Here is a 16,998-nt window from a genome sequence, read left to right on the forward strand (position 1 = left end):
AACGCGGCCGCCGAAATGGCGGCCGCAGGCTTTAACCGCATCGCCTTGGGCGTGGAATACAAAGGCTCGCGCTATCGCGGCTGGCAGCGCCAGGCTTCAGGTGTGCTGACCGTGCAGGAAACCCTCGAAAACGCGTTGTCGAAGGTGGCGGATTCGCCGGTATCACTGATGTGTGCCGGGCGTACCGATGCCGGTGTGCATGCCTGCGGCCAGGTGGTGCACTTTGACACCCAGGCCGAGCGCACGCTGAAAGCCTGGGTGATGGGCGCCAATATCAATTTGCCCCATGACGTCAGCGTGACCTGGGCCAAGGTCATGCCGGCGCATTTTCATGCGCGTTTTAAAGCTATCGCCCGGCGCTACCGCTACGTGATCTACAACGATCAGATCCGCCCGGCGCACCTTAACCAGGAAATCACCTGGAACCACCGCCCGCTGGATGCCGAGCGCATGGCCGAAGCCGCCCAGCATCTGGTTGGCGTGCATGATTTCAGCGCCTTCCGTGCCGGGCAATGCCAGGCCAAGTCGCCGATCAAGGAAGTCCATCACCTGCGCGTGACCCGTCACGGCAAGATGATCGTGCTTGATATCCGCGCCGGCGCCTTCCTGCACCATATGGTGCGTAACATTGCCGGCGTGCTGATGACCATTGGCACCGGCGAGCGGCCGGTGGAGTGGGCGCGGGAGGTATTGGAGAGCCGTATTCGCCGTACCGGTGGTGTCACGGCGCACCCATTCGGGCTGTACCTGGTGGATGTGGAGTACCGCGACGAGTTTGAATTGCCGCAGCGCTTTATCGGTCCACATTTCCTCACAGGTTTCAGCGAACTTGACGGCTGACGCCTGCAAGCGCTTTTGTTACCATCCGGGACTTTCTCGGCCCAACCCCTGAGGTTTTTACGCCATGCCAGCCGTTCGCAGCAAGATTTGCGGAATTACCCGCATAGAAGACGCGCTGGCGGCAGTCGAAGCGGGGGCGGATGCCATCGGTTTCGTGTTCTATGCCAAGAGCCCGCGGGCGGTGAATGTGTTGCAGGCGCGGGCAATCATCGCTGCGTTGCCGCCATTCGTGACCACCGTGGGGCTGTTCGTCAACGCCAGCCGTTGCGAGCTCAACGAAACCCTGGATGCCGTGCCGCTGGATATGCTGCAATTTCACGGCGATGAAAGCCCCGACGAGTGCGACAGCTACCAGCGCCCGTATATCAAGGCGCTGCGCGTGAAGGCCGGGGATGACATCGCTGCTGCATGCGCCGCCTATACTGGCGCTCGCGGGGTTCTGTTGGATACCTATGTAGAAGGCGTGCCCGGCGGTACGGGTGAAGCGTTCGACTGGACGCTGATTCCCGAAGGCCTGAGCAAGCCGATTATCCTCGCCGGTGGGCTCAACCCCGCGAATGTCGCGGCAGCCATCGAGCAGGTCCGGCCTTATGCCGTGGACGTCAGCGGCGGAGTGGAGCAGGGCAAGGGCATCAAGGATCACCACAAGATTCGCGCATTCATGCAAGCCGTGCGCAACAGCAGTGGCGCGATGTGACGGCTGGCAGTCTGCCGCCGTCCATAACTACCACTGTGTAAAACAGCACCGGCGCCGCCTGCGGGAGGCCCGGAAATGAAGTGGCAACCCTGCGTTGGCAGGTTGTCTGGAAGGCTGAGGATACAGGCGGGAAATGGCCGGTCGAACGTCTGACCCCGTCCAGCCTGTGTCATCGCCACATATGAATTTAGCTCAAGGGCATACGCGGGGCTGTGTTCAAGCCACCGGTACTGGAGAAAGAAAGCATGAGCAACTGGTTAGTAGACAAACTGATCCCTTCGATCATGCGTTCCGAGGTGAAAAAAAGCTCGGTTCCTGAAGGTCTGTGGCACAAGTGCCCATCCTGCGACGCGGTGCTGTACCGCCCGGAGCTGGAAAAGACCCTGGACGTTTGCCCCAAGTGCAACCATCACATGCGTATCGGCGCGCGCGCGCGCATCGACATCTTCCTTGACGCCGATGGCCGTAACGAGCTGGGCGCAGACCTGGAGCCGGTAGACCGTCTCAAGTTCCGCGACGGCAAGAAGTACAAGGACCGCCTGACCGCTGCGCAGAAGCAAACCGGTGAAAAAGACGCGCTGATTTCGGTCAGCGGCAAGCTGTTGGGCATGCCGGTTGTGGTGTCCGCGTTCGAGTTCTCCTTCATGGGTGGTTCCATGGGGGCCATCGTTGGTGAGCGTTTTGTGCGTGCCGCCAACTACGCGCTGGAAAACCGTTGCCCGATGATCTGCTTCGCCGCCTCCGGTGGTGCGCGTATGCAAGAAGCGCTGATCTCCCTGATGCAAATGGCCAAGACCTCTGCGGTACTGGCGCGTCTGCGTGAAGAAGGCATCCCGTTCATCTCGGTACTGACCGACCCGGTCTACGGCGGCGTTTCCGCCAGCCTGGCAATGCTGGGTGATGTGATCGTCGGCGAGCCCAAGGCCCTGATCGGCTTTGCCGGCCCGCGTGTGATCGAGCAGACCGTGCGTGAAAAACTGCCGGAAGGTTTCCAGCGCAGTGAGTTCCTGCTGGAGCACGGCGCCATCGACCTGATCATCCCGCGCGGTGAATTGCGCCCACGCCTGGGTAACCTGCTGGCGCAAATGATGAACCTGCCGACGCCTGTGTACGTCGCGCCTAAAATCGAACCTATCGTTGTTCCACCGGTGCCAGCAAACCTATGACCCAACGTACCCTGGGCGAATGGCTCGCCTACCTTGAGCAGTTGCATCCGTCAGCCATCGACATGGGCCTGGAGCGCTCGCAACAGGTAGCAGCCCGCCTTGGGTTGGGCCGGCCGGCGCCGCGTGTGATCACGGTGACCGGCACCAACGGCAAAGGCTCTACCTGTGCCTTTGTCGCGGCGCTGCTGCAAGCCCAAGGGCTGAAAGTCGGCGTGTACAATTCTCCGCACCTGCTGCGTTATAACGAGCGGGTGCAGCTCAATGGCGTCGAAGCCACTGACGCGCAGCTCTGCGAAGCCTTCGCCGCACTGGATGCCGGGCGTGGCGAAATTTCCCTGACCTACTTCGAAATGGGCACCTTGGCGGCGTTCTGGCTGTTCGAGCGTGCGCAGTTGGATGTGGTCGTACTGGAGGTCGGGCTTGGCGGGCGTCTGGATACGGTCAACGTGGTGGATGCCGACATTGCGCTGGTGACCAGCATTGGCGTCGACCATGCGGACTATCTGGGCAACACCCGGGAGTCTGTCTCTTATGAAAAGGCCGGGATCTTCCGCCAGGGCAAGCCGGCGCTGTGTGGTGACCTGGATCCGCCGCAGCCTTTGCTGGACAAAGTGCGCGAGCTGGATTGCCCGTTTTACCTGCGGGGCCGCGAATTCAGTCTCGAGATTGGCGACCAGCATTGGCAGTGGCGCGGGCGTGATGCGCGCGCCCAGGCAGTGGAGCTGCGGGATTTGCCGCTGCTGAACCTGCCGATGGAAAACGCCGCAGTGGCGCTGCAAGCCTACCTGTTGATGGATCTGCCGTGGAATCCCGAGCAGATTGCTGCGACGTTGCTGGCTACCCGTGTGGTGGGGCGCCTGGATCGCCGCAGCTTCGAGTGGGAAGGCAAACGCCTCAACCTGTTGCTGGACGTGGGGCATAACCCCCATGCTGCCGAGTACCTGGCGCAACGCCTGTCGCGCACGCCGCCTGCCGGTCGGCGCCTGGCGGTGTTCGGGTTGTTGGCTGACAAGGACCTGGGCGGTGTGGTTGCACCGTTGCTGGGCAATGTTCAGGCTTGGGCAGTAGCGCCGCTGGACACGCCGCGCAGTCGCCCAGCAGCCGAACTGCAAGTGGCCTTGCAGAACCTTGGCGCGCCGGTGGCGTCGTATGCAAGCGTCACCGTCGCGCTTGAAGCGCAATGCGCGATGGCGACGGCCGAGGACGAGATTCTGTTGTTCGGATCATTTTATTGTGTTGCCGAGGCGCTTGAGTGGTTGGCCCGGCGCTCCACGGAGGAAGCTGCACATGGCATTACTGGATAGCGCATACAAGCAGCGAATGGTCGGAGCCCTGGTATTGGTGGCATTGGCGGTGATTTTTCTGCCGATGCTGTTTTCGCGCCAGGACGAGCAACGCCAGGTAGTGGTCGAGGCGCCGTCGGCACCACAGGCGCCAACGATGCCGCAGGTTCAGGTAGAGCCAGTGGTGGTGCCTGAGCCACAGGCGCTGCCTGAAGAACCTGTGCCGAGCGATGACGAGGTGGCTGCGCAGGCGGCGCCAGCGGCGCCGGTGCAGCAGAGTGTGCCGGTGGTCAAACCAGCGCCTGCTCCGGCCGCCCCGGTTGTGGCTGCCAAGCCCGCTGCACCAGCTCCTGCGCCCAAGCCGGTAGCGCCGCAACCTGCTGCGCCGGGCAAGCCGGATGTGGGGCAAAGCCGTATCGACCCGAATGGCCTGCCGATCAGTTGGTCGATCCAGCTCGCCAGCCTGGCCAACCGTGAAAGCGCCGATGCCTTGCAGAAAAAACTGCGTGCCCAGGGTTATAACGCCTATATCCGCAGTGCTGACGGCAAGAATCGCGTGTTTATCGGGCCGCTGATCGAGCGTGCCGAGGCGGATCGTTTACGTGACCTGCTGGGGCGTCAGCAGAACCTGAATGGCTTTGTGGTGCGGTTCCAGCCTGAGCGCGGCTGAGTAGCTGCCGACTTCTGATTGGAATGCAGGCCAAATGTGGGAGCTGGGCTTGTGTGGGAGCTGGCTCCTACACAAGCCAGGCTCCTGCACAAGCCCAGCTCTCCCAGCGTTTGGGTGGTCTTGAGATTGCACAACCCATTGATTTGCAAAGCACCCACAATCACAGCTTACCGATAGCCCAGCGCTCTGCTAAAATGCGCCGCCTTATCCGTCCGTAGGCTGCACTGTGCCATTTACCTGGGTTGATTGGGCGATCGTTGCAATCGTCGCCATCTCCGCTTTGATCAGTCTAAGCCGCGGCTTCGTAAAAGAAGCACTGTCGTTGCTGACCTGGATCATCGCAGGAGTCGTAGCCTGGATGTTCGGCGGTTCACTATCGGTTTACCTGGCCGGGTACATCGAAACGCCTTCGGCTCGCGTCATTGCGGGCTGCGCCATCATGTTCATCGCCACGCTGTTGGTGGGAGCAATGGTCAATTATCTTATTGGCGAGTTGATACGTGTTACCGGCCTCTCCGGGACCGATCGATTTCTCGGCATGGCCTTCGGCGCCGCACGTGGCGGCTTGCTGGTGGTTGTGGCGGTCGGGCTGTTGAGCCTGGGGCCGGTACAGCAGGATGCATGGTGGCAGGAGTCGGTACTCGTGCCAAAATTTCTATTGGTTGCAGACTGGTCCAAGAACCTCATATTGGGGTGGAGCAGTCAGTGGCTGGCCAGCGGAATCAGCGTACCCGCTGATCTTCCGTTCAAGGAACACCTCTTGCCGGCCAAAACGCCTCAGTAAGCAGTGTTCAGTCAAGATTCATTAAGTAGGGGTTGCGTCGCATGTGTGGCATCGTCGGTATCGTCGGTAAGTCGAACGTCAATCAGGCGCTGTATGACGCGCTAACCGTCCTCCAGCACCGCGGCCAGGACGCTGCCGGTATTGTGACCAGCCACGACGGCCGGTTATTCCTGCGCAAGGACAATGGCCTGGTGCGTGACGTGTTCCATCAGCGTCACATGCAGCGCCTCGTCGGGCACATGGGCATTGGCCATGTGCGTTACCCGACTGCCGGTAGCTCGACCTCGGCCGAAGCTCAACCGTTTTACGTCAACTCGCCTTACGGCATCACCCTGGCGCACAACGGTAACCTGACCAACGTTGAACAGCTGGCCAAGGAGATTTACGAATCTGACCTGCGCCACGTCAACACCAATTCCGACTCGGAAGTGCTGCTCAACGTGTTCGCCCACGAACTGGCCCAGCGCGGCAAGCTGCAGCCGACCGAAGAAGACGTGTTCGCTGCCGTGACCGACGTGCACAACCGTTGTGTCGGTGGTTATGCCGTCGTCGCAATGATCACTGGTTATGGCATCGTCGGTTTCCGTGACCCGCATGGCATTCGCCCAATCGTGTTCGGTCAGCGTCACACCGACGAAGGCGTCGAGTACATGATCGCCTCCGAAAGCGTGTCCCTGGACGTGCTGGGCTTCACCCTGATCCGCGACCTCGCGCCGGGCGAAGCGGTGTACATCACCGAGGACGGCAAGCTGCACACCCGTCAGTGCGCGATTGCGCCGAAACTCACGCCGTGCATCTTCGAACACGTCTACCTGGCGCGTCCGGACTCGATCATCGACGGTGTTTCGGTGTACAAGGCGCGCCTGCGCATGGGCGAAAAGCTGGCCGAGAAGATCCTGCGCGAGCGTCCTGAGCACGATATCGACGTGGTGATCCCGATCCCGGACACCAGCCGTACCGCTGCGCTGGAGCTGGCCAACCACTTGGGCGTCAAGTTCCGCGAAGGCTTCGTCAAGAACCGTTACATCGGCCGTACCTTCATCATGCCTGGCCAGGCGGCGCGCAAGAAGTCGGTGCGCCAGAAGCTCAACGCGATCGAGCTGGAGTTCCGCGGCAAAAACGTGATGCTGGTCGACGATTCCATCGTGCGCGGCACCACCTGCAAACAGATCATCCAGATGGCCCGCGAAGCCGGTGCGAAGAACGTGTACTTCTGTTCCGCCGCACCTGCCGTGCGTTACCCGAACGTGTACGGTATCGACATGCCGAGCGCCCACGAGCTGATCGCCCACAACCGTTCGACCCAGGACGTGGCCGACCTGATCGGTGCCGACTGGTTGATCTATCAGGACCTGCCGGACCTGATCGAGGCGGTCGGTGGCGGCAAGATCAAGATCGCCGAGTTCGACTGCGCCGTGTTCGACGGCAAGTACGTGACCGGTGATGTCGATGAGGCCTACCTGAACAAGATCGAGCAGGCGCGTAACGATTCATCGAAGATCAAGACCCAGGCGGTCAGCGCGATCATCGATCTGTACAACAACTGAGTAGACACCGGCCCTGAGGGGCCGGTTTTGTATCTTAAATAGAGTATTGAGTAAGGAGTCGCAGCATGAGTCAGGAATGGGATGCCGGTCGGTTGGACAGCGACCTCGATGGCGTAGCTTTCGATACCCTGGCTGTGCGCGCCGGTCAGCACCGCACCCCGGAAGGTGAGCACGGTGACCCGATGTTCTTCACCTCCAGCTATGTATTCCGCACCGCTGCCGACGCGGCTGCACGCTTTGCTGGCGAAGTGCCGGGCAACGTCTATTCGCGTTACACCAACCCGACCGTGCGTGCGTTCGAAGAACGTATCGCGGCCCTGGAAGGCGCTGAGCAGGCGGTGGCCACGGCGACCGGCATGGCCGCGATCCTGGCCGTGGTGATGAGCCTGTGCAGCGCTGGCGACCATGTGCTGGTGTCGCGCAGTGTGTTCGGCTCCACCATCAGCCTGTTCGAGAAGTACTTCAAGCGCTTCGGCATCGAAGTGGACTATGTGCCCCTGGCGGATCTGTCCGGCTGGGATGCGGCGATCAAGGCCAACACCAAGTTGCTGTTCGTCGAGTCGCCGTCCAACCCGCTGGCCGAACTGGTGGATATCGCTGCATTGTCCGAGGTGGCCCACGCCAAGGGCGCGATGCTGGTGGTCGACAACTGCTTCTGCACCCCGGCGCTGCAACAGCCGCTGAAGCTGGGCGCGGACATTGTTGTGCACTCGGCCACCAAGTTCATCGACGGCCAGGGCCGTTGCATGGGCGGTGTAGTCGCCGGCCGCAGCGAGCAGATGAAGGAAGTGGTGGGCTTCTTGCGCACCGCCGGCCCAACCCTGAGCCCGTTCAACGCGTGGATCTTCCTCAAAGGCCTGGAGACCCTCAGCCTGCGGATGAAGGCCCATTGCGCCAATGCCCAGGCCTTGGCCGAATGGTTGGAGCAACAGGACGGTATCGAGAAGGTGCACTACGCCGGTCTCAAGAGCCACCCGCAACACGCGTTGGCCCAGCGCCAGCAGCGTGGTTTCGGCGCGGTGGTGAGCTTTGAAGTAAAAGGCGGCAAAGACGGCGCCTGGCGCTTTATCGACGCAACGCGTCTGATCTCCATCACGGCCAACCTGGGTGACAGCAAAACCACCATCACCCACCCGAGCACCACCTCCCACGGGCGCCTGGCGCCACAGGAGCGTGAAGCAGCCGGCATCCGTGACAGCCTGATCCGCATTGCGGTGGGCCTGGAAGACGTCGCTGACCTGCAAGCTGACCTGGCTCGCGGGCTGGCTGCCTTGTGATCGAGTGGTCCATGGAAACAGCAGCGGCCGGTAACGGCCGTGTTGCGCTGGTGACGGGCGCCGCCCGGGGCATTGGCCTCGGAATCGCGGCGTGGCTGATCAGCGAAGGCTGGCAGGTGGTGTTGACCGACCTGGACCGCGAGCGCGGCTCCAAGGTGTCCAAGGTGCTGGGTGACAACGCCTGGTTTATCACCATGGACGTGGCAGACGAGAAGCAGGTCGCCCAGGGCGTTGCCGAAGTGCTCGGCCAGTTTGGTCGCCTGGACGCGTTGGTGTGCAACGCCGCAGTGGCCGACCCGCGCAATATCACCCTCGAAAGCCTCGACCTGGCGTACTGGAACCGCGTGCTGGCGGTGAACCTCAGTGGGCCGATGTTGCTGGCCAAGCACTGTGCGCCGTACCTGCGTGCCCATGGCGGTGCGATCGTCAACCTGGCCTCGACCCGCGCGCGTCAATCGGAGCCCGACACCGAGGCTTACGCGGCGAGCAAGGGCGGGCTGCTGGCCCTGACTCACGCGCTGGCCATGAGTCTTGGGCCAGAGGTGCGGGTCAATGCCGTCAGCCCTGGCTGGATCGATGCGCGTGATCCTGCGGCGCGGCGTGCCGAGCCTTTGACCGATGCCGATCATGCCCAGCATCCGGCGGGCAGGGTGGGCACAGTTGAGGACGTGGCGGCGATGGTGGCGTGGCTGCTGTCGCGTCAGGCAGGGTTTGTCACCGGGCAGGAGTTTGTGGTCGACGGCGGCATGAGCAAGAAGATGATTTACAGCGAGTAGGGCGGGTAGCCGTCTTGAAGCAATTTTGTCTTTTTCAGAAAAACTTCAAGCAGGCTATTGACTTAGGTCCGCTACCTGCGTAAATTTCGCGGCCTCAACGGAGCAAAGGGTGATTAGCTCAGCTGGGAGAGCATCTGCCTTACAAGCAGAGGGTCGGCGGTTCGATCCCGTCATCACCCACCACTTCTTGAGAGTTTTGCCTTAGGGCAAGACGCAACGTTAAAGGTTGCACCGACGCGCAGCGGTAGTTCAGTCGGTTAGAATACCGGCCTGTCACGCCGGGGGTCGCGGGTTCGAGTCCCGTCCGCTGCGCCATATTTTCCAGGTCCGATTTGTCGGGTTTGAGATTGAAACGCTTAGGCTGATCAGTCAGATGTTTAAAGGCAGTTGAGGGTTTACGCTCAACTGGTCAAGCGATACGCAGCGGTAGTTCAGTCGGTTAGAATACCGGCCTGTCACGCCGGGGGTCGCGGGTTCGAGTCCCGTCCGCTGCGCCATATCTGCTTCAAGGCCCACTGAACGCCTTGGAGCACAAAGCAAGCGTTAAGCTGCTTTGACCCGATAGCAAAGACCCTGGTCGAAAGACCGGGGTTTTTTGTGTCTGCGATTTGATATTTTGGCTTGAGCTTCTTCTGCAGCTGCCACTGGTCAATGTGGGAGCTGGCTTGCCTGCGATAGCTTCACCTCGGTCCAAGGTAAGGCCATCGTCGGCAGCCAGCTATCGCAATCAGAACCCCAGCTTATCCCGCAGCCCGTAATACCACGCGCCCAGCGCCGCAAACGGTGTGCGCAACAGCTGCCCGCCCGGGAATGGGTAGTGCGGCAGGTCGGCAAACGCGTCAAAACGCTCTGCCTGGCCTCTCAACGCTTCTGCCAGCACCTTGCCAGCCAGGTGCGTGTAGGTCACGCCGTGGCCACTGCAGCCCTGGGAGTAATAGATGTTGTCGCCCAGGCGACCCACCTGTGGCAGGCGCGACAGGGTCAGCAGGAAATTGCCGGTCCAGGCGTAATCGATCTTCACGTCCTTGAGCTGCGGGAAGGCCTTGAGCATCTTCGGGCGAATGATCGCTTCGATGTTGGCCGGGTCGCGTGCGCCATACACCACGCCGCCGCCGAAAATCAGGCGTTTGTCGCTGGTCAGGCGGTAGTAGTCGAGCAGGTAGTTGCAGTCTTCGACGCAGTAATCCTGCGGCAGCAAAGTCTTGGCCAATTCATCGCCCAGCGGGGCGGTAGTGATGACCTGGGTGCCGCACGGCATCGACTTGGCCGCCAACTCCGGCACCAGGTTGCCCAGGTAGGCATTGCCCGCGACGATGATGAACTTGGCCCTGACCTTGCCCTCGGCGGTGTGTACCACAGGGTTGGCGCCGCGCTCGATGCGCACCGCCGCCGACTGCTCGTAGATGGTGCCGCCCAGCGACTCCACGGCAGCCGCCTCACCCAGTGCCAGGTTGAGCGGGTGAATATGGCCGCCGCTCATGTCCAGCAGGCCGCCGACATAGTTGTCACAGGCCACCACTTCGCGGATACGGCGCTCATCCAGCAACTCAAGCTGCGTATGGCCGTAGCGCTCCCACAGGCGCTGCTGCGACTCCAGGTGGCCCATGTGCTTGCTGTTGAGTGCAGCGAACACGCCGCCGTCCTTCAAGTCGCACTGGATCTGATACTTGGCCACGCGCTCACGAATGATCCTGCCGCCCTCAAACGCCATCTGCCCCAGCAGTTGCGCCTGCTTGGGGCCGACGCTGCGTTCGATCACGTCGATGTCGCGGCTATAGCTGTTGACGATCTGCCCGCCATTACGGCCCGAGGCGCCAAAGCCGACCTTGGCGGCTTCCAGTACCGTCACGCGAAAACCGTTCTCCAGCAGAAACAGCGCGCTGGACAGGCCGGTGTAACCGGCGCCAATCACGCAGACATCGGTTTCGACTTCACCTTGCAGCACCGGGCGTGGCGGAACCGCATTCGCGGACGCGGCGTAATACGACTGGGGGTAGGGGGTGTTCGCCATCCTGGAACCTCTGTTTTATATTTTTTACGAGTGCGCCGATCCTACCTGAGTTGAAATTTGCCTGCCAGCCACCCGAAAATCCCGGACGCATCCGGCTCCGGTAAAAAATTCGCATATTCATAGGGTTAGCTGCAAAAAAGATGTTGACACACCTTCGGAATTCCGTAGAATGCCGCCTCACAGCAGGCACGTAGCTCAGTTGGTTAGAGCACCACCTTGACATGGTGGGGGTCGTTGGTTCGAGTCCAATCGCGCCTACCAAACAAAATCCGCTCTGCTGGGCGGTCTGGAAGGGCTCACCGAAAGGTGGGCCCTTTTTTGTTGCCTGCGATTTGTAAACCTCCCTTCTCAAGACTCCCGCCGCCATTGTTGTGCTTTTACCCGTCGTGCTGCTGCTCTTCTGCAAGCTTATCGAATGCCGCCTGGGCGTTCATCACCGCCTCAGAGTGTTGGACCGTCCACCTGTATAGCGCGCGAAATGGCTCTTCCAACGTATGCCCCAGGTCGGTAACGCTGTACTCGACGGCGACTTGAGAAGAGGGGATGACGCGGCGCGACAAAATGCCATTGCGCTCCAGGCGACGCAGGCTTTGCGTGAGCGCTTTTTGCGTAATGCCATCGAGTCGACGCCTGATTTCATTGAACCGCAGCGGGCTTTTACACAGCGTTGCCAGTATCAATACGGACCACTTGTCCGCGATCTGGTCGAGCAATATCCGGCTTGAGCAATCAGCGGCGTAGACGTCGGGAGGGCTCTTGTTTTGCTCCAACGCCTGAAGACTTTGTTCCTGCATGTAGTTTCCTCGGCTATACCTGAGCACTTTTAAGTGCCTTATTGATATTAGGTATACAACTTATACCATGTGATCTCCTTTTGCTCGGAGCATCTTTTCATGAGTTCTACGAATCTCGACTCGCTGTTTCAGCCATTCACGATCAAGTCTTTGACCCTGAAGAATCGAATTGTAATGGCCCCTATGACGCGCGCTTTCGCCAAAGGCGGTGTTCCTGACGAACAAATCGCCGCGTATTACCGCAAGCGTGCGGAAAACCAAGTCGGGTTGATTCTGTCTGAGGGGACCGTGGTGGATCGTCCTGGCGCACGCAATATGTCGGGGATCCCGTTTTTCCATGGCGATGAATCACTCGCAGGCTGGAAGGCAGTCATCGACGGTGTTCACAGTGCCGGTGGCAAAATGGGCCCACAGATTTGGCACGTTGGGGCTGCGCCCAGTTTCCAGGAAGACTGGGCACCCGCCGGTGGGTTCGAGAGCCCGTCCGGGCTTGCCGGCCCGCAGAAACCCCTGGGGCAAGCCATGAATGATGAGGCGATTGCCGATACCATTGCGGCATTCGCCAAGGCCGCCGCTGACTCCAAGCGGCTGGGGTTTGATACGGTCGAAATACACGGTGCCCACGGATACCTGCTCGACCAGTTTTTCTGGACAGGTACGAATGAACGCGCCGACCGCTTCAACGGCGCAACGATCAAGGAGCGCTCACGGTTCGCAGCAGAAGTGGTCAAGGCCATACGTGTAGCCGTTGGGCCGGATTTCCCGGTGATTCTGCGGCTGAGTCAGTGGAAGCAACAGGATTACAGCGCCCGTTTGGCGACAACGCCTGAAAGCATGTCCGATTGGCTGGTGCCACTGGTGGAAGCCGGCGTGGACGTTTTGCATTGCTCTCAACGGCGCTTCTGGGAAGCCGAGTTCCCGGAACTGGACGGCGAGCAGGGACTGAATTTTGCCGGCTGGGCCAAAAAGCTGACGGGCGCTGCAACGATCAGTGTCGGCTCTGTGGGGTTGTCCGGCGACTTCCTCGGCGCCTTCAGCGGCGAAAGCTCCCAACCGGCAGCGATCGACAACTTGGTGCAGCGGTTGGAGAAAGAGGAGTTCGACTTGATCGCGGTTGGGCGAGCACTGCTGAGTGACGCGCAATGGGTCAAGAAAATCCAATCGGGCAACTCGGCCGACTTGAAGCCTTTTGACGTGAAAGACCTGGCCGAACTGGCCTGATTTTTACACCTCTGGCACGTGCAAAACCTTGAGTGTTGAAGGGCTCACCGGAAGGTGGGCTCTTTTTTTTGGCTGGAATTTTGGCAATACCTGCCCATACCGCTTTGCGGTTTACTGCGCTCAGAAGTGGTTTAGCAGAAAAGCGTAGCCACCGATAACAGGCAGATAATCTGTGCAAACATCTGGCACCGTATCTCACCATTTGTTGTCGCCATACTCGTTTGTCCGGCGTACATAGCGGCTGTCTCCATCGGCAATACTGCGCTGAGCGCTGCGCAGGACCGCGCAGCACTTCAATGAGTATAGGCCCGGAATCGGATTCCCCACGGTCAAGCCGCTCCTATGCGACTGAGTGCAGTTATCCCTACCATTGCGGGCTGTAACTGTGGCGAGCAGGCTTGCCCTGCGTTGGGCTGCGAAGCAGCCCCGGCAACCTTGAAACGTATGACATTGAACGCCCTAACTAAATGCTGCGGGCACACGCGCAAATCGTCTGCTTTTAGCATTTTGCGAGTAATGCTGAAGTGCCATCTTCTAGGTACACTCGCCATCGACCGGTCCCGGTCGTACCGTTTCCCAGTTGGTGAATGAGTCGGTTGCCGCTGCGTACAAGCAGGCGGGTTACCAAGTAGTCACCGAACCGGGCACTGCGGATGCGGCACCTGTAAAGGTGCATATCGTTGAGTTCTGGTCTTGGTTTAGCCCAGGATTCTTCTCCGTAGACGTCACCAACAAATCCCATCTGCGTATTGAAACTCCCGGCCAAACCACGTTGAACGTGGTGACGCGAAAAAGTGAAAGCACGCAGGCTGTGACTGAAAGCGATTGGAAAAAAATCACTGAGGCTGGCTTGCAGGAGGTGCAGCGGGAAACGCTCAAGCAGCTCTGACTGTCTGCCGCGCTGAAGGCATACTGTACGGCGATTGAATTCAACCCAGGGAGTCTGTGATGGAATTGGCAATGGAAGTATCGTTCGACGTAACGGCGCAGGAGCGTGAGGCCATTCTCAAACCGCTGAGGGCCTACAACCGCAGCCACACCGGCAAAATGGCGTTTGAAACAGTCGGCATTTTGCTGCGTGATCCTACCTCCCAAGAGGTAGTGGGTGGTCTTTACGGGGAGATTTCCTATGGATGGTTGTTCATCGAGCTCTTGAGCATTCCCGAGCAGATGCGCACCCAAGGCACGGGCACGCGATTGATGCGCGCGGCTGAAGACTTGGCCCGTGAGCGCGGATGCGAGGGCATCTGGCTGGACACTTTCAGCTTCCAGGCGCCCGGGTTTTATCGCAAGCAGGGCTTTACTGAATTTGGCCACATTGCCGATTTCCCACCGGGCCATCAGCGGCATTTTTTCCACAAACGCTTGAGTTAAACGCCCGCAGGGCACCGTGTCATCCGGCGCCCATCACCGACAAAATTTATTGGTCTGCAGCAACAATTTTTCTTGTTGGACACCTCCCGCCCCCAAGCAGCACAGTTGCCGCCACTGACGCTCGACCTTCCAGGTCAACAATAAAAACCACGTCGGGCTGCACGCCACTTTCATGCTGTGAACCCTTTGTTCACATCCTGCCGTCATGGCGCCGCAGCGCGCATTCTAGGACTTCATCGTCATGCAAACTGTTGTGAACCTATGGCCGTTGATCGGCGTACTTGTCATCGTGGTTGGCTTTGTCTTGCGCTTCAATCCGTTGCTGGTGGTGACCGCCGCCGCTATCGCCACCGGGCTTGCCGCCCACTTCCCGCTGGAAAAGATCCTCGCCAGCATGGGCGAAGGTTTCCTTCAGACCCGCGCCCTGCAATTGATCCTGTTGCTGCCCCTGGCCGTTATCGGCCTGCTGGAGCGCCATGGCCTGCGCCTGCATGCACAGAACTGGATCGCCCGCTTTGAGCGCGCCACTGTCGGGCGCTTGTTGATCATCTACCTGTTCGTGCGCGAGTCCACCGCAGCCATGGGCCTCACCAGCCTGGGCGGGCATCCGCAGATGGTGCGCCCGTTGTTGGCGCCGATGGCCGAAGGTGCAGCGGAAAAACGCTACGGCAAGCTGCCGGACAAGCTGCGCCACAAGGTGCTGGCCATGTGTGCGGCGACCGATAACGTCGGGCTGTTTTTCGGCGAAGACATCTTTGTTGCCTTTGGTGCGATTGCGCTGATGCACACCTTCCTGCTCGGCTCTGGGATTGATGTGGAGCCGTTGCACATTGCGGTGTGGGGCATTCCGACGGCGATCTGTGCGTTTATCATCCATGCGATTCGCCTGCACCGGTTCGACCGAAGGCTTACCCGCGAGATGACGCCCGTCGCCACGCCGGTGGAGTCTGCGCAATGATTATCTCGATTGAGTACCTGTACTGGCTTGCCGGCATTCTGCTGTTGATTACCGCAGGTATGATCCTGCTGGATCGTACCCATCCCAAGCGCTGGTCCAGCGCGGTATTCTGGTTGCTGTTTGCCATTCCGTTCCTGGTCGGGGAGCGTTTGCCGCCGGTGGTTATTGGCGTTGGCGTGGTGGTGATGGCGTTGATCGCAGGTTTGGGCGGCGTGGGGCGAGGCGTGCATGCCCAGTTGCATGACAAGTCTGCCCGCGCCAGTGCCGGTCGGCTTGGCCACAAGCTGTTTATCCCGGCGTTGGCCATTCCGCTGACCACCGTGATTGGCTCGGTATTGCTCAAGCACACCGAAATCGGTGGCGTGCCATTGCTGGACCCGAAAAACACCACTTTTGTCTCCTTGGGCATCGGCTGCCTGATCGCCCTCGGCCTGGCCTGTTGGTTGACCCGCGACACGCCTGTGCAAGCCTTGCGCGAGTCCCGGCGCCTGACCGAAGCCTTGGGCTGGGCCATGGTGCTCCCGCAGATGCTCGCCATGCTCGGCTTGCTGTTCAATGAAGCCGGGGTGGGCACCGCGGTTGCCCATGTCACTACCACCTACATCAACCTGGACTTCAAGCTGGTGGCGGTGATGGTGTATGTATTGGGCATGGCGCTGTTTACCGTGATCATGGGCAATGGTTTTGCGGCGTTCCCGGTGATGACCGGTGGTGTCGGCGTGCCGGTGCTGGTGGGCATCTATGGCGGCAACCCGGCGGTAATGGCGGCGATTGGCATGTTCTCCGGCTATTGCGGCACGTTGATGACGCCGATGGCGGCCAACTTCAATATTGTCCCGGCGGCCTTGCTGGAGTTGCCGGACAAGAACGCGGTTATCAAGGCGCAACTGCCCACGGCACTGATGATGCTGGTGGTCAATATTGTGCTGCTCTATCTGTTGATGTGAGGCGAGGATGCAAACCTTATTGTTGCTGGGCTTCGAGCCCTTTGATCAAGACCCGGTCAACCCATCGTGGGAGGCTGTACGCCAGTTGGATGGGATGCTACTGGGCGAGGATGTGCAGATTGTTGCGCGTCGACTGCCCTGTGCATTTGCCTTGGTGGGGGAGTGCCTGGCTGAGTGGATCACGCAATTGCGCCCGGCGATGGTGATCGCTACGGGCCTCGGGCCTGGGCGCAGTAGCATTTCCATGGAGAGGGTGGCGATCAACGTTAACGACGCGCGCATCCCCGACAACCTGGGTGCACAACCCGTCGATACGCCTGTGGTGTTCGACGGGCCGGTGGCGTATTTCAGCACACTGCCGATCAAGGCCATGGTCAAGGCGTTGCGCGAGGCCGGGGTGCCTGCGGCGGTTTCGCAGACGGCGGGCACCTTTGTGTGTAATCAGGTGTTTTATCTGTTGCAGCACGCGCTGGCCGGCACAGATGTTCGCAGTGGGTTCATCCATGTGCCGAACCTGCCGGAGCAGGTGGTGGGGACTGGGCTGGCATCGATGCCATTGGCGACAACCGTTGAAGGCTTGCGCCTGGCGGTGCAGGTGGCATGGAACACACGGGTGGATGTGGTGCAGGCCGGTGGCCAGGTCAGTTGACCCG

General features: G+C 60.3%; 17 protein-coding genes and 4 tRNA genes. 19 read left to right on the plus strand and 2 right to left on the minus strand.

The window, feature by feature from the left end:
* Positions 1-15 precede the first annotated feature (15 nt).
* The 12 genes from truA to P5706_RS10615 all read left to right on the plus strand — a co-directional run bounded on the left by truA (position 16) and on the right by P5706_RS10615 (position 9,537).
* Positions 16-840: a tRNA pseudouridine(38-40) synthase TruA gene (gene truA / locus P5706_RS10560; RefSeq protein WP_200432924.1), complete on the plus strand. Its 825-nt coding sequence runs from the start codon at positions 16-18 to the stop codon at positions 838-840.
* Positions 841-904: 64 nt separating this feature from the next.
* Entirely contained in the window at positions 905-1,537 is a 633-nt protein-coding gene (locus P5706_RS10565; protein ID WP_285679201.1) for a phosphoribosylanthranilate isomerase, read from the plus strand.
* A 245-nt stretch (positions 1,538-1,782) separates the two neighbouring features.
* A complete protein-coding gene (gene accD, locus P5706_RS10570; protein ID WP_200432909.1) occupies positions 1,783-2,703 on the plus strand; it encodes an acetyl-CoA carboxylase, carboxyltransferase subunit beta in 921 nt (306 codons plus the stop codon).
* Positions 2,700-4,007 carry a bifunctional tetrahydrofolate synthase/dihydrofolate synthase gene (gene folC, locus P5706_RS10575; RefSeq protein ID WP_285679202.1) on the plus strand — a complete coding sequence of 436 codons (1,308 nt, stop codon included), beginning with the start codon at positions 2,700-2,702 and terminating at the stop codon, positions 4,005-4,007. Before accD ends, folC begins: the two co-directional genes overlap by 4 nt.
* Positions 3,991-4,656, plus strand: a complete 666-nt coding sequence (locus tag P5706_RS10580) for an SPOR domain-containing protein (RefSeq protein WP_285679203.1) — start codon at positions 3,991-3,993, stop codon at positions 4,654-4,656. Before folC ends, P5706_RS10580 begins: the two co-directional genes overlap by 17 nt.
* Before the next feature lie 226 nt (positions 4,657-4,882).
* Positions 4,883-5,440 carry a CvpA family protein gene (locus P5706_RS10585; RefSeq protein ID WP_138814682.1) on the plus strand — a complete coding sequence of 186 codons (558 nt, stop codon included), beginning with the start codon at positions 4,883-4,885 and terminating at the stop codon, positions 5,438-5,440.
* Between the two features lie 41 nt (positions 5,441-5,481).
* Complete coding sequence (gene purF, locus P5706_RS10590) at positions 5,482-6,987, plus strand: amidophosphoribosyltransferase (RefSeq protein ID WP_017138746.1); 1,506 nt, start codon at positions 5,482-5,484, stop codon at positions 6,985-6,987.
* Between the two features lie 65 nt (positions 6,988-7,052).
* Complete coding sequence (locus P5706_RS10595; RefSeq protein WP_017138747.1) at positions 7,053-8,264, plus strand: O-succinylhomoserine sulfhydrylase; 1,212 nt, start codon at positions 7,053-7,055, stop codon at positions 8,262-8,264.
* 11 nt (positions 8,265-8,275) lie between these two features.
* Positions 8,276-9,040, plus strand: a complete 765-nt coding sequence (locus tag P5706_RS10600) for an SDR family oxidoreductase (protein ID WP_065911790.1) — start codon at positions 8,276-8,278, stop codon at positions 9,038-9,040.
* A gap of 107 nt (positions 9,041-9,147) precedes the next feature.
* Positions 9,148-9,223 (plus strand) — tRNA-Val (locus P5706_RS10605).
* A gap of 55 nt (positions 9,224-9,278) precedes the next feature.
* A tRNA-Asp gene (locus tag P5706_RS10610) sits at positions 9,279-9,355 on the plus strand.
* 105 nt (positions 9,356-9,460) lie between these two features.
* A tRNA-Asp gene (locus P5706_RS10615) sits at positions 9,461-9,537 on the plus strand.
* Positions 9,538-9,767: 230 nt separating this feature from the next.
* On the opposite strand, the gene P5706_RS10620 is transcribed toward P5706_RS10615, so the two are convergent.
* Positions 9,768-11,051, minus strand: a complete 1,284-nt coding sequence (locus P5706_RS10620; RefSeq protein WP_017138749.1) for an NAD(P)/FAD-dependent oxidoreductase — start codon at positions 11,049-11,051, stop codon at positions 9,768-9,770.
* A gap of 184 nt (positions 11,052-11,235) precedes the next feature.
* Between P5706_RS10620 and P5706_RS10625 the strand changes: the two genes are divergently transcribed.
* A tRNA-Val gene (locus tag P5706_RS10625) sits at positions 11,236-11,312 on the plus strand.
* A gap of 116 nt (positions 11,313-11,428) precedes the next feature.
* Here P5706_RS10625 and P5706_RS10630 read toward each other — a convergent pair.
* Positions 11,429-11,845 carry a winged helix-turn-helix transcriptional regulator gene (locus tag P5706_RS10630; protein WP_285679204.1) on the minus strand — a complete coding sequence of 139 codons (417 nt, stop codon included), beginning with the start codon at positions 11,843-11,845 and terminating at the stop codon, positions 11,429-11,431.
* A 99-nt stretch (positions 11,846-11,944) separates the two neighbouring features.
* Here P5706_RS10630 and P5706_RS10635 point away from each other — a divergent pair, with 99 nt between their 5' ends.
* From P5706_RS10635 to pcp, 6 genes are all read left to right on the plus strand, one after another.
* On the plus strand, positions 11,945-13,066 hold the full coding sequence (locus tag P5706_RS10635) for an NADH:flavin oxidoreductase (protein WP_285679205.1): 1,122 nt from the start codon (positions 11,945-11,947) through the stop codon (positions 13,064-13,066).
* A gap of 583 nt (positions 13,067-13,649) precedes the next feature.
* Positions 13,650-13,955, plus strand: coding sequence for a hypothetical protein (locus P5706_RS10640; RefSeq protein ID WP_285679206.1), 306 nt, complete (start codon positions 13,650-13,652; stop codon positions 13,953-13,955).
* A gap of 59 nt (positions 13,956-14,014) precedes the next feature.
* Entirely contained in the window at positions 14,015-14,440 is a 426-nt protein-coding gene (locus tag P5706_RS10645; protein ID WP_219268814.1) for a GNAT family N-acetyltransferase, read from the plus strand.
* A 241-nt stretch (positions 14,441-14,681) separates the two neighbouring features.
* The gene (locus P5706_RS10650; protein ID WP_017138754.1) at positions 14,682-15,398 is read left to right on the plus strand and encodes a DUF969 domain-containing protein; all 717 of its coding nucleotides are present in this window, start codon (positions 14,682-14,684) and stop codon (positions 15,396-15,398) included.
* Complete coding sequence (locus P5706_RS10655) at positions 15,395-16,345, plus strand: DUF979 domain-containing protein (protein WP_169988581.1); 951 nt, start codon at positions 15,395-15,397, stop codon at positions 16,343-16,345. The genes P5706_RS10650 and P5706_RS10655 overlap by 4 nt, the downstream gene beginning before the upstream one ends.
* Positions 16,346-16,352: 7 nt before the next feature.
* Positions 16,353-16,994, plus strand: a complete 642-nt coding sequence (gene pcp, locus P5706_RS10660; RefSeq protein ID WP_285679209.1) for a pyroglutamyl-peptidase I — start codon at positions 16,353-16,355, stop codon at positions 16,992-16,994.
* Positions 16,995-16,998 lie beyond the last annotated feature (4 nt).

The sequence above is a fragment of the Pseudomonas sp. ChxA genome, from assembly GCF_030263855.1.
Classification (GTDB): domain Bacteria; phylum Pseudomonadota; class Gammaproteobacteria; order Pseudomonadales; family Pseudomonadaceae; genus Aquipseudomonas; species Aquipseudomonas fluorescens_CB.